This window comes from Lysinibacillus sp. FSL P2-0066, from assembly GCF_037969495.1.
Classification (GTDB): domain Bacteria; phylum Bacillota; class Bacilli; order Bacillales_A; family Planococcaceae; genus Lysinibacillus; species Lysinibacillus boronitolerans.
This window is the reverse complement of the sequence record NZ_CP150202.1, coordinates 286,266-298,156: the sequence shown is the minus strand read 5'-3', so window position 1 is coordinate 298,156 and position 11,891 is coordinate 286,266. Positions and strand designations below refer to the sequence as shown.

Annotated in this window: 12 protein-coding genes; 6 read left to right on the top strand and 6 right to left on the bottom strand. The window is 36.1% G+C overall.

The window, feature by feature from the left end; genetic code table 11:
- The first annotated feature begins 23 nt into the window (after window positions 1-23).
- Window positions 24-929, top strand: a complete 906-nt coding sequence (locus MKZ14_RS01470) for a TetR/AcrR family transcriptional regulator (protein WP_036075411.1) — start codon at window positions 24-26, stop codon at window positions 927-929.
- A gap of 107 nt (window positions 930-1,036) precedes the next feature.
- Here the strand turns inward: MKZ14_RS01470 and MKZ14_RS01465 are convergent, their stop codons facing one another.
- A complete protein-coding gene (locus MKZ14_RS01465) occupies window positions 1,037-2,680 on the bottom strand; it encodes a HAMP domain-containing sensor histidine kinase (protein ID WP_036075408.1) in 1,644 nt (547 codons plus the stop codon).
- Window positions 2,677-3,378 (bottom strand): response regulator transcription factor, encoded by a 702-nt coding sequence (locus tag MKZ14_RS01460; protein WP_333006354.1) that lies wholly within the window; start codon window positions 3,376-3,378, stop codon window positions 2,677-2,679. The genes MKZ14_RS01465 and MKZ14_RS01460 overlap by 4 nt, the downstream gene beginning before the upstream one ends.
- Window positions 3,379-3,481: 103 nt before the next feature.
- On the opposite strand from MKZ14_RS01460, the gene MKZ14_RS01455 reads away from it, so the two are divergent.
- From MKZ14_RS01455 to MKZ14_RS01445, 3 genes are all read left to right on the top strand, one after another.
- Window positions 3,482-4,627 (top strand): DUF418 domain-containing protein, encoded by a 1,146-nt coding sequence (locus MKZ14_RS01455; RefSeq protein WP_333006355.1) that lies wholly within the window; start codon window positions 3,482-3,484, stop codon window positions 4,625-4,627.
- Between the two features lie 208 nt (window positions 4,628-4,835).
- Window positions 4,836-5,390, top strand: coding sequence for a DUF1273 domain-containing protein (locus MKZ14_RS01450; protein ID WP_333006356.1), 555 nt, complete (start codon window positions 4,836-4,838; stop codon window positions 5,388-5,390).
- A 99-nt stretch (window positions 5,391-5,489) separates the two neighbouring features.
- Window positions 5,490-5,804, top strand: a complete 315-nt coding sequence (locus MKZ14_RS01445) for a hypothetical protein (RefSeq protein WP_036075397.1) — start codon at window positions 5,490-5,492, stop codon at window positions 5,802-5,804.
- Window positions 5,805-5,851: 47 nt separating this feature from the next.
- On the opposite strand, the gene MKZ14_RS01440 is transcribed toward MKZ14_RS01445, so the two are convergent.
- The 4 genes from MKZ14_RS01440 to MKZ14_RS01425 all read right to left on the bottom strand — a co-directional run bounded on the left by MKZ14_RS01440 (window position 5,852) and on the right by MKZ14_RS01425 (window position 9,884).
- Window positions 5,852-7,246: an L-cystine transporter gene (locus MKZ14_RS01440; RefSeq protein WP_333006357.1), complete on the bottom strand. Its 1,395-nt coding sequence runs from the start codon at window positions 7,244-7,246 to the stop codon at window positions 5,852-5,854.
- A 302-nt stretch (window positions 7,247-7,548) separates the two neighbouring features.
- Window positions 7,549-7,986: a hypothetical protein gene (locus MKZ14_RS01435; RefSeq protein WP_333006358.1), complete on the bottom strand. Its 438-nt coding sequence runs from the start codon at window positions 7,984-7,986 to the stop codon at window positions 7,549-7,551.
- An 88-nt stretch (window positions 7,987-8,074) separates the two neighbouring features.
- Window positions 8,075-9,025, bottom strand: a complete 951-nt coding sequence (locus MKZ14_RS01430; protein WP_036075391.1) for a GGDEF domain-containing protein — start codon at window positions 9,023-9,025, stop codon at window positions 8,075-8,077.
- On the bottom strand, window positions 9,003-9,884 hold the full coding sequence (locus tag MKZ14_RS01425) for an EAL domain-containing protein (RefSeq protein WP_312125614.1): 882 nt from the start codon (window positions 9,882-9,884) through the stop codon (window positions 9,003-9,005). Before MKZ14_RS01425 ends, MKZ14_RS01430 begins: the two co-directional genes overlap by 23 nt.
- Before the next feature lie 294 nt (window positions 9,885-10,178).
- On the opposite strand from MKZ14_RS01425, the gene MKZ14_RS01420 reads away from it, so the two are divergent.
- Together MKZ14_RS01420 and MKZ14_RS01415 are read left to right on the top strand one after the other, a co-directional pair.
- Window positions 10,179-10,364, top strand: coding sequence for a hypothetical protein (locus MKZ14_RS01420; protein WP_009373346.1), 186 nt, complete (start codon window positions 10,179-10,181; stop codon window positions 10,362-10,364).
- Window positions 10,354-11,772 carry an amidase gene (locus tag MKZ14_RS01415; protein ID WP_016991753.1) on the top strand — a complete coding sequence of 473 codons (1,419 nt, stop codon included), beginning with the start codon at window positions 10,354-10,356 and terminating at the stop codon, window positions 11,770-11,772. The genes MKZ14_RS01420 and MKZ14_RS01415 overlap by 11 nt, the downstream gene beginning before the upstream one ends.
- Window positions 11,773-11,891 lie beyond the last annotated feature (119 nt).

Genomic DNA, 11,891 nt, shown 5'->3' with positions numbered 1-11,891 from the left:
AATATTATAAAAAAGGTGAGGTTATGAACAAAAGAAAAAGACAAATTATAACAGCAGCACGTGAACTTTTTATTGAAAAAGGCTTTCTAGATACATCGATTAATGACATCATCAATGCGGCTAAAATCTCTAAAGGTACGTTTTATAATCACTTTACTTCGAAAAATGAATGCTTAATCGCCATTTTAGATGAAGGGCGCGAGGAAGCTAGTAATCGTCGCCATGAGCTTATCTATGGTAAAGACCCTACAGATTTAGAAGTATTGACACAGCAAGTCGCTGTTCTCATGTATGTCAATCGTGAACATAATTTAGTACAGATATTCGAATCCATCTTCCAATCAAGAGATAAAGAACTAAAAAAAATTATTATTAATTACCATTTACAAGAATTAGAATGGCTCGCCAATCGTCTAGTACAAGTCTTTGGCGAAGAGATTAGCCCTATTAGCTATGAATGTGCTGTTCAAACACTCGGAATGATTAACCTCACTCTACGTGCTGTCTTTATTGCCGATTATAAATATATCAATCGAGAAGCTATTGTACGTGTAGCATTGCGCAATATTAGCGTAATTATACCCACTATGCTTGAGTCGAAAGAAATTATCGTAAGTGTTGAAATGATCAATACCATTCAAAATGTCGTGAACTATAAAACTGTTACTAAAGAAATGGTTATTGAACAACTTCAAGGCTTTACAAAGGGATTATCAAATAACGAAACAATGGAAGGTTTGGAGTATGCACAATTCTTATTAGAAGAATTGCAGAAAGAAAAACCAAAGCTTTTTATCATCGAATCACTTCTTACACCTTTCCGTAAGGCCTTCGTCGGCACAGAACATATCGCAGAAGCCCGTGACATCGCCAATAACTTATGGCGTTACGTAAAAATTGAACAGCCCGCTGAACGCTGTAAGAAATAAAAAAAAGAGGTATCAAATGAACACCTTGATACCTCTTTACGATGTTGAATGAAACTAAGTTCTATGACAGACCTTTGTACAATTTTAAGAAAGCACAGAGATTCACCCTAATGACATTGAAATTTTAGCACAAAGATTGTCCCATCCTGACCTGAACGGACACTAATTGTGCCATTGTGTAAATCAATGAGCTGCTTCGTAATGGCTAGTCCTAGCCCTGTTCCTGTTATATCGTCTGTTGTATTCGTACCTCGATAATAGCGTTCGAATAGATTATCGAGCACCTCCTGAGGAATGCCAGGTCCTTGATCAGCAATGGTAAGCATCACTTCCTTACCAGTATGTTGTGCTTCCACAATTACCTTCGTGCCTTCAGGAGTATATTTTTTCGCATTGGTAATTAAATTATCCATTATTCGCTTGAGTAAAAGCTCATCCGCTTGTAACAACACATCACCATACACCTTCACACACACCTGTTCGTCTGCAAATTGTGGCAGCCATGTTGCTAGCGGCAGTACCACTTTATCGAGCTGTATGGCTTTATTTTTTAATTGATACGTATACGTCAAATCCTGAATAAGTGCATCCATATAGGTTGCCTTTTCCTGCATGGTCTGTGCAAAAATACGCATCTCATCCTTTGTCCACTCATAATCCTCCGATGCCAGCATTGTTGAATAACCGTAAATTGAGCTTAACGGGGTCTTTAAATCATGCGATAGACCTGTTATCCACTCCTCACGTAGTTGCTCTGCATGCTTGATTTGCCTTTCATTTGAATTAAGTCGCTCCGATAAGTGGTTGAGTGACTCCTCTACAGGTTGGAACAGTTTAAATTTCCTTTTCAGCTTTCCTGTCTTTTTATGATGGATTTTTTTGTCGCTAATCTCACTGTAATCAAATTGGGTAAGTCGCTCAATACGCGAAATAACATAGACGAGCGGACGCACGAATTGACGTGAAATACTAATAGACAAGAAAAGAACGCCCAACAGCAAAATAATATGCCCCCCAAAAAAGATAGAAACAAACAATACCATCGCCTTATTAAAAGGCTCTTCAAATGGCTTATACGATGGGTTAGGCATTCTTACAACAAATGTCTTATCGTTGGATAACGCTGCACTTTGATTCAGCTCCGCATGCTCGAAAATATCGTATTTTTCCTCTAGTAATTGTGGCTTATTTAGCTTCTCATAGCGTTCGCCTATGACCTCAATCCGATTCCATTGCTCATCATAAATTTCAACACTAGCTTTATTTTCTTTTAGACGTTGCTTTGTTACAGCAGAAATGTCCCCTGTTGCTGTCCAGTTTTCAAGTGCCTCCTCAAAGAGTGGTTGCACAGGAGTATTCGGAAGAAATAATAAGTAGTAATTCGGCAGTTCCCATGTATGCATGCCTGGTTGCCGCAATGCCAATATTTCATTATCTGACTTTCCACATAGACCACATGTATCTCCAGTATAGTCAACAATCGTCATGGATGGATCAAATAAATAGAGCTGTCCTACATTTTCCTCAGCTCTCTCCACTAAATAATCAGCAATTTTAGCCGTCTTCCCTTTCTCTACAACTGCATCATCTTCAATTTCAAAGGAGCTCATCACATGAATATTATCACCAACACGATCGTTGATAAAGATAGCAAAAAACACCAAGCTTATAATAAAACCTGAAATAATTAAGAGGTAGAATATGATGAAATACGAAACAAAACGAAGAGTTAATTTTCCAGCAGGCTTCATGCAGAAATATCCCCAACAAGCTTATAGCCAATGCCTCTTACAGTGATAATGCATGTCGGCTTTCCAGGATTTTTTTCTATTTTTTCTCGCAGCTTTCTTATATGTACCATCACTGTATTATCATCAAATAAGCAATCACCCCATACGCGCTCATATATTTGCTCTTTTGATAACACTTGCCCTACATTGTCACATAAATATTTTAATAAATGAAACAAGCGACCACTGATTATTTCCTTTACACCGTCTACCTCGATTTCTGCTGCATCAATGTCAAATGTAAAACGGCTACAACTAAATATGTGATTTTCTGGTACACTTTTTTTCTTCATATAACGGACTAGCTGCACCTTTACTCGTGCTACAAGCTCTAAGGGATTAAATGGTTTTGTAATATAATCATCTGCACCATTCATAAAACCACGAAGCTTATCTGCATCACTACTTTTTGCGGTTAAATAAAAAATAGGGGCGTCACTTTTTTCTCGAATACTATTCGCAATATCCAGCCCACTTCCATCTGGTAGCATGATATCTAATAGATAAAAGTCAAATGCTTTAGTATTCATTTCATCTTTTGCTTCGTCAATTGTATTACATAAGGTAATATTGGTAATTCCTTCTTTTCTTAAAATGATTTCAATCATTTCAGCAATGGCACGTTCATCCTCTAACACTAAAATTGATGCTTCCTGCATTTCCTCACCTACTTTTAAGATTACTTTAAGGTAGTCATTATTTCACCATAAGCTTCCTTATTTATTATATGTATAAGATAACCAATTAAGGAGATAAAACGCAATGACAACTAATCGTGTTACTTTCATTGATACAATGCGTGGATTTAGTTTATTTGGCATCTTAATGGCAAATTTGCTAATCTTCCAATTCGGGATGTATGGCAAAGATGAATTAAATAATCTTTCTACCTTAGATAACGGGGCTTTATATTTTGTAAAAGTTGTGATTGAAGGCTCGTTCATGCCCATCTTCACTATTTTATTCGGCTTCTCACTTATTAAATTAATTGAATCCATCCGCAGAAAAAAGACTAAAAGCCGCTGGTCGATTTTACGTCGTGCAACAGGATTAATTGCCCTTGGCTTATTACATTCAATTTTATTGTGGGAAGGCGATATTCTATTTTCCTATGGCAGTATGATGTTATTTTTAATCCCATTTATTAATCGTAAACCAAAAACTTTATTTATTTGGGCTGGAATTCTATTTGTATTAACAACAGCTTTAACATACGGCTCTATGGAAACGTCTAAAAAAGAACAAAAAGAGATAGACACATACATCCAGCAAGCGGATGATGTTTACGCTAACGGCAGCTACTTAGAAATTTTTGATTTTAGAGCTAATGCCGAAGTACCAGGAATGGAGGATTCTTCATTTATTTTCATTATATTAATTTTTGCACCTATGTTCTACGCACCACTATTCCTTTTTGGGATGGCGCTTGCTAAGAAGCAAGCCTTCGTGGAGATGAACAAGGAAATGAAATGGTATAAGCTAGGTGCTCTCCTTGTACCCATTGGACTCGTATGTAAAAGTGTAAGTTTTATAGAAAGTGAAAGTGCATTTTCTTCTATCTTATTAATGGGTGGCTCCCAGTTATTAGCGATTGGCTATGTTTGCCTCGCAGCATACATTTATAACACACGTCCAGTTCAACAACTGGCTCCTGCTTTTGAGAGCGTTGGCAAACTATCACTAACCAATTATTTACTACAAACTATCATTTGTACAACTGTTTTTTATGGCTATGGCCTTGGCCTATACGGCAAATTAGGAGTCTTTGGCGGAATCCTTTTCGGAATCGTTGTTTATAGCTTGCAATGTGTTTTCAGCCTTGCCTATTTAAAGAAATTTAAACGTGGTCCATTTGAAACAATCTTACGAATATGGACAAATTGGTCTTGGACTGGGCAGGTAAAGTAAAACCCCTCAAACAAGCAAATTAGAAAGGAATTATTTTTTATGAATAGTGACACAAAAGAAGACTTTACAGACTCATGGTGGTTTTTAGGCATTTGTGCAGCTGTAGCAGTAATTTTAACACTATTTGCCTTTTCATAGACAATATCGATATCATTCGCCCCCTTGCTGTATACTAGTATTACAACTATACAGCTTAGGGGGTATTTTGTTGTTACAGCGTATTATGATTACTGGCTATAAACCACATGAGCTTGGTATCTTTAATGATAAACATCCCGGTATTGTTATCATAAAGAAAGCACTGGAAGCTCACCTGCGTACACTGCTTGATGAAGGACTCGAATGGGTTATTATTAGCGGTCAGCAGGGCGTAGAAACTTGGAGTGCTGAAGTTGTTTTAATGTTAAAAAAAGAATTTCCACTTTTAAAATACGCCGTGATCACACCTTTTTTAGAGCAAGAGAAAAATTGGCAAGATCATAAAAAAGAAAAGTATCAAGCATTAATTGCCCAAGCTGATTTTGTCACAAGCGTGACCAAAAAACCGTATGAAGCTCCTTGGCAATTTATTGAGAAGGACAAATTTATTATCCAAAATACAGATGGACTTTTATTAATTTATGATGAAGAAAATGAGGGTTCACCGAAATATATCAAACGGCTTGCAGAAAAATATATGGAGTCCCATGATTATAAGCTTTTAACAGTAACTGCCTATGACTTACAACTAATAGCAGAAGAAATTCAACAGCAAAACTGGTAGAAAAATATTGATATAATTTTCTGACAATTATATACTAGAATTAATAAAGCTGATTGTTCTTATGGTTTTTACCTATAATTTGAAAGGAGCTGTCATCATTTGAATAAACATATTGAAATGATTCTTGAAGCTTCTCCCGTAAATGTATCACATGATACGTATCGTAGAGAATGTCGGTATACACGGGGAATTCATATTGAAGAACAAGAATTTCTTGCTATTTTAAATACAATGAGTCATGATTCACGCTTATATTTTGATTTCCATAATCCACGTAAAGAGATTAAAAAGGGAACCTATTTGAATGGACACTCCGGTTTAGCCTACAATATTTATGATTACTATAAACAAAATTATCAAATTGAGCTATCCGAATTAATCAACGGTAAGGATTTTTATGTAAAAATCGTATAAAGCAGAAGCCCCTTTAAAGTTTTACCTTTAAAGGGGCTTTTTTGATCTTATAGGTCTGCTACCTGAGCACCTAATTCTTTATTATTATACATTTCTGTATCTAATTCTTTTGTAATACGTGCTGTTGTAACACCTGCTGTCATTGATCCACTTACATTTAACGCTGTACGACCCATATCAATTAAAGGCTCAACAGAGATTAATACACCTGCTAGAGCAATTGGTAAATCAAGTGCTGATAATACAAGGATAGCTGCAAATGTTGCACCACCACCAACACCTGCCACACCAAACGAGCTTACAGCTACTACTGCAATAACTGTAATAATAAACACAGGGTCAAGTGGATTAATGCCGACTGTTGGTGCAATCATAATGGCTAACATTGCTGGATATACACCTGCACAACCATTTTGACCGATTGATAAACCAAATGAGCCTGAGAAGTTTGCAATCCCCTCAGATACACCAAGACGACCTGTTTGCGTTTTAATATTCATCGGTAAAGTACCCGCACTAGAACGTGATGTAAAGGCGAATAATAATGTTTCTGCTGATTTTTTTAAATACGTAAATGGATTTAAACCACTTAATGTAAGAATTATTAAATGTACGATTAAAACAATAAATAATGCTACATAAGAAGCAATCACAAATTTACCTAAATTGTAGATCGCTCCAAAATCAGATGTTGCGACAGTACGAGCCATAATCGCTAGAATTCCGTATGGCGTTAAGCGTAATACAATTGTTACAACGCCCATTACAAGAGCATAGATAGCATCTAAGCCTTTTTTAATTGTTGCTGCTGTTCCCTCATCCTTACGTGCCACACGTAAATAAGCAAAACCAAGGAATGCAGAGAAAATTACAACCGCAATTGTTGACGTAGAACGAGCACCCGTTAAATCAAGGAATGGATTTGCTGGGAATAACTCAATAATTTGTGTTGGTAGATCAGGAGCTGCTAAGCCCGTTGTTTTTTCTTCAAGGTATTGACCACGTGCAGCTTCTGCATCACCTTGTAAAATTTGTGTTGCATCTAAATCAAAGACTGTTGCAGAAAGAATCCCTACAGCTGCCGAAACGGCTGTTGTACCGATTAAAATGGCTAAAATAAGTGCTGCCATTTTTCCGAAATTTTTTCCAATCTTCATTTTAGTAAATGCAATTAAAATGGATATAAATACCAAAGGCATTGCTACCATTTGGAGCAGTTTCACATACCCAGTACCGATAATATTGTACCAAGATGTTGTTTTGGCTAATACTTCAGAATCGAGACCATAAATAAAATGAAGTCCAAGACCAAGTACAATCCCTAAGCCTAAACCGGCGAAAACACGATTAGAAAACTTAACGTGCTTTTTATTCATAACATATAAAATTCCAACGAACACAAGCAACACTGCTACGTTAAGAATGATTTGTAAATTCGACAATGGAATGCCTCCTAAGATGTTTTATAATAATGTAATCGAATTATATACCCATAATCCCTATAATTCAAGTATGTTTTATTAAGATTAATAAATTCCTATAACAGAATGCTTTCTTGCTAAGGATTATACCCCGAAAAATGGCGTAACAATCATCCTCTGACAAAGGATTAATCATGGAAAAGCTCATAAAAAATGTTTGTAAATGTATAGCTAGTTTAATCAATGCCACTACATTTGGTGACAAATGAGTAACTGCCCCTATACTGTTAGTTTTTAACAGTGCAGGGGCAGCCTTTTAAGTATTATTTTCTAATTACAAATCTTGGTTCGTAGTCACTAATGATGTCAAACACACCGTCATTATAGCAGTAGATATGATGTTCTACGGTAGGAATTTCTTTGCTTCCAATCCACGGGAGTTGATCAAACCATTCTATATAATCTGAATTGCTCATTTTATAAAACCATTCTGCTGAAGAATTTTTAGATTGTTCTTGGGTCATGGTTTCAGTGACCATGTCTACTAAATCAGATCGTGGGATTTCTCCAGTATAGCGAAAAGACCAAACATAATCGTGAATAGGAGACATCTTATCATAGATAATATCAACTTCTGTATTGTTTCGATCTATTAATGTTAAGCAGAGCCCTCGATCTGTATAATTCAATGTGGCATTAACGATTTGGGCTCTTTCTAAGCAAGTGACGGGTTGCCAAATGTGCAGTCTTCTTGAATCCATCTAAACCTCCTGTAACCAAAATATATATCAATTTTATTTAAATTTTCATATATTTTACATATTAGTTCCGTAATTCTAGCATAGTTTGCTAATGAACAAAATAATTTTGTTGTTTATTAATGAGGTAACAACTACCCGCTATTTTTTTACACTGCTTTTTTACATGTGTTACCGCATTGGATAATTGTTCGACGGAGTCAAAATACTGATATTCATTCGTAATTATGGCAATGGATAAGGATGTACATGTTAAAGGCTCCAGTTCGCCAGATCTATTAGCTACCTGAACATATGCTAAATCCTCCAACTCATAAAAACTAAGTATGTTGGCATCAAAGTCATCAATAATTTTTTGACACATCTTTTCTACCTCGTAATAAGGTAGAATAGCTACAAAATCATCTCCACCAATATGTCCTAAAAAATCCTCTACGCCGCAGATATGTCTTTTTAGTATTTCTGTTAAATACCGTAAAATTTTATCGCCTTTATTAAAGCCATATGTGTCATTGTAGGATTTAAAGTGATCTAAATCAAAATAGATTAAACTATATTGCGATAGCTGTAATGCTTCCTCTAATTTTTCATCGATTAATTTATTGCCAGGAAGACTACTTAATGGATTCAGGAAGCTTGCAATGGCTACTTGTGTATCAACAAGCTTTAACAATAACTCTCGAATACTAACCATGCCATAATAAAGCTTGTTTTTCGTGACGATGACATCATCATATAAATCCTCAGGAGGTCTAGCCATAGCTAATGTACTGACCTCTGTGATTGGTGTATTACGATCAACGATTAAAGGATTTTTCTTTATCATCAGCTGATTTTGACGTTCCATTAATAAATGATAGCCATACCGAGTACCGATTTTTTGATAGAAATGTGTGCGTGTAATATGTCCAATTGGTTTTTCATCACGCACAACAACAACGCTACGCAACGATGGATTACTTGTAAAAAGTACATCTACTTCTTTATTTTTCACAAATTCATCAATACACGGAACTTTCTCAATGACTTCCCCTATCTTCATGGTCACCCACCCTTATTTTCCCCATATATATTTCCTTTGCAGGCTTTCCTATAGCATAACCCTGTGCATAATGAATGCCGATACGATGCAGATAATCAAGCTCCTCTTGTCGTTCAATCCCTTCAGCGATGATTTTTGTATTGGCTTGTTCGGCATATTTCATTAACAATGTAACAAGCTGCTGTTGTTCACTATTTTTGTCAATGAATTGAATTAATGATCGGTCTAGTTTAATAAATTCTGGCTTTAAATAGATCAGCGTTTTCAAACTATTATAGCCTGATCCTACATCATCTACGGCAATGCGATAACCCTGTGATCGATAATGCGATAATACTCGTTCAAACTCCACAAAATCTATTACAGCACTCCGTTCAGTTAGTTCAAAAACGACTTGCTGAGGTTTAATTCCAAGCTCCTTCAGTAATTGTAGTGTTTCTCCACTATGATATTTTTTATCTAATAAAACATTCGGATGTATATTAAGAAACACTAAAAAATTTTTATTCGCCAAGTCTTTGTGTAAACGTTCCTTAAAACGTTGCAAGGAAAGATTTCTACAAAAACATTCAAATAAAAAAACGCAATCTGTTTGCCCTACAAACTCATAAAACTGATCCACACTATTAAATAATGTTGAAGGTATAGGTCGATTTAATGCTTCAAACCCTATTGTTTGCTTTGACTGTAAATCTACAATAGGTTGAAAGTATGTATGTAAATCGTTATGCTGAATAATTTGTTTCAATGCTTTTAAACGCTTCATATATAACGAACTGCTTTGATGTTGACTATATAAATATTTTAAAAAAGAAAATAAATTATTTGTTTTTATCCTTTGTCCCACTGCAGACTCCATTCTTGCACCTCTTCATTTGGTTATTATGGTTCATTGTACGCTTTGATTGTAAATAGACTGTGAATCGAATGTAAAAAGAGCGAGTTCCTACATACGATTTAACAAAACATTTGGCTAGTAAATATTTCATAATATTAAAACTATTGCAAATAATTTATTTGATATAAACTAATAATAGTGTATGATTGTAATAATAGGTTTATATTACCTATTATATTTTTTTGTGTTTTTACTGTATCGATCTTAATAGGGAAACCTATTTAGATAAAAATTATTCAAGGGAGGATCCTGTTAATGAGCTTGTCTATTCAACAATTACTGGAGAACAAAGGAATTACACCGAAACCTGAACACCTTGAACTATTAAAAACACGCTGGGAAGGTATGCAGTCCCTTCGTAGCAATTTAGAAGGTATTGCGATTGATGATGCAGACATCGCAGTACGTAGTATTCCTGGAGGTGATCACATTGACAACTGATTTACATTTAAAATCTGTTGAAGAGTTGGCACCTTTACTTGCATCAAAGACGCTATCTCCCGTGGAATTAACGAAAGCTATTTTAGATTTTGCTGAGGAAAGTCAGCCTAAAATTAATTCCTATATGGCTTTTTATCGGGAAGAAGCCTTAGCAAGGGCAAAAGAAGTTGAACAGGAGATTCTCCAAGGTCATTACAAGGGTATGTATCATGGGATACCTATGGCCTTAAAGGACAACTTGTATTTTAAAGATAAAATAACAACGATGTCCTCAAAAATTCATAAGGACTTCGTTTCTGATTATGATGCGACAGTAGTTGAAAAGCTTCGTGACGCTGGTGTTATTTTCACTGGCAAGTTAAGCATGCATGAATATGCTTGGGGAATTACCAATAACAACCCTCATTACGGTCCTGTTTGTAACCCATGGGATTTAGATAAAATTCCTGGTGGTTCAAGTGGCGGCTCTGGTGCGGCTGTTGCAGCTGGAGCAAGTGTTGCTTCACTAGGTACAGATACAGCAGGCTCTATTCGAATCCCATCCTCTGCTTGCGGCATTGTTGGTTTAAAACCTACACACGGTCGTGTAAGTAAATATGGCTGCTACCCGCTTGCATGGAGCTTAGACCATATTGGCCCGATGACAAAGACCGTTAAGGATGCAGCGGGCTTGCTCGAAATCATTGCTGGTTTTGATCATCGAGACCCTACTTGCATTGATATTCCAATAGACAACTATAAGAAGCAGATTACTGGCAATATCAAGGATCTAGTAATTGGTATCAATGAAGAATATTTCTTTAAAAATGTTGATGCTGATGTAGAGAAGGCTGTTAGAGCGAGTATTCAAAGCTTAGTGGATCAAGGCGCTAAAGTAGAAGTAGTGCGTATTCCATCCCTACAATATGCAGAATGGGCAGAGCTTGTGACATCCCTTTCAGAGGCAGCAGCTATACACCATTCAGATTTACAAAAGAGACCACAAGATTTTGGTGACGATATTCGTCTGCTATTTGAGCTTGGTGAATTGCCTTCTGCAGTCGATTACTTACAGGCTCAGCAGGTACGTCGTCAAATCAAGCAGGAGTTTACAGAGATTTTTAATGAGGTAGATGTGCTCATTACCCCAACCCTACCTGTTGTAGCTAGTACAATTGGGGATGATTTCGCAGAGTTAAACGGTCAAAAAGTAGATTTAATCGATAATATTATCCGCTTTACAGGCCCTAGTAACCTAACAGGCTTACCTGCCCTTTCAGTTCCTTGTGGCTTTAAAGGAAACTTACCAATAGGTCTACAAATTATTGGTCCAGCCTATAAAGAAGGACGCATTTTAAATGTTGGCCATGCAGTTGAGCAAGCAAATCCGCAGAGAACTAGAAAGCCAAATATTTTTGCTAATATCTAAACGATAAGTGTTGGAAATCTGCTCACTTCGCGGTATACCGCTGAATGAGCAGATTTTTTTGGTGGATTCATACTAATGGTTTTTTATGAACAAGTAATTTTATAATAGAAGCTAGAAGC

What these genes read in the sequence shown, in the direction of transcription:
- MKZ14_RS01430 (WP_036075391.1), bottom strand. Translation starts at nt 9,025, where the DNA reads ATGAAGATAGGGGAAGTCATTGAGAAAGTTCCGTGTATTGATGAATTT.
- MKZ14_RS01425 (WP_312125614.1), bottom strand. Translation starts at nt 9,884, where the DNA reads ATGGAGTCTGCAGTGGGACAAAGGATAAAAACAAATAATTTATTTTCT.
- MKZ14_RS01420 (WP_009373346.1), top strand. Translation starts at nt 10,179, where the DNA reads ATGAGCTTGTCTATTCAACAATTACTGGAGAACAAAGGAATTACACCG.
- MKZ14_RS01455 (WP_333006355.1), top strand. Translation starts at nt 3,482, where the DNA reads ATGACAACTAATCGTGTTACTTTCATTGATACAATGCGTGGATTTAGT.
- MKZ14_RS01465 (WP_036075408.1), bottom strand. Translation starts at nt 2,680, where the DNA reads ATGAAGCCTGCTGGAAAATTAACTCTTCGTTTTGTTTCGTATTTCATC.
- MKZ14_RS01460 (WP_333006354.1), bottom strand. Translation starts at nt 3,378, where the DNA reads ATGCAGGAAGCATCAATTTTAGTGTTAGAGGATGAACGTGCCATTGCT.
- MKZ14_RS01470 (WP_036075411.1), top strand. Translation starts at nt 24, where the DNA reads ATGAACAAAAGAAAAAGACAAATTATAACAGCAGCACGTGAACTTTTT.
- MKZ14_RS01435 (WP_333006358.1), bottom strand. Translation starts at nt 7,986, where the DNA reads ATGGATTCAAGAAGACTGCACATTTGGCAACCCGTCACTTGCTTAGAA.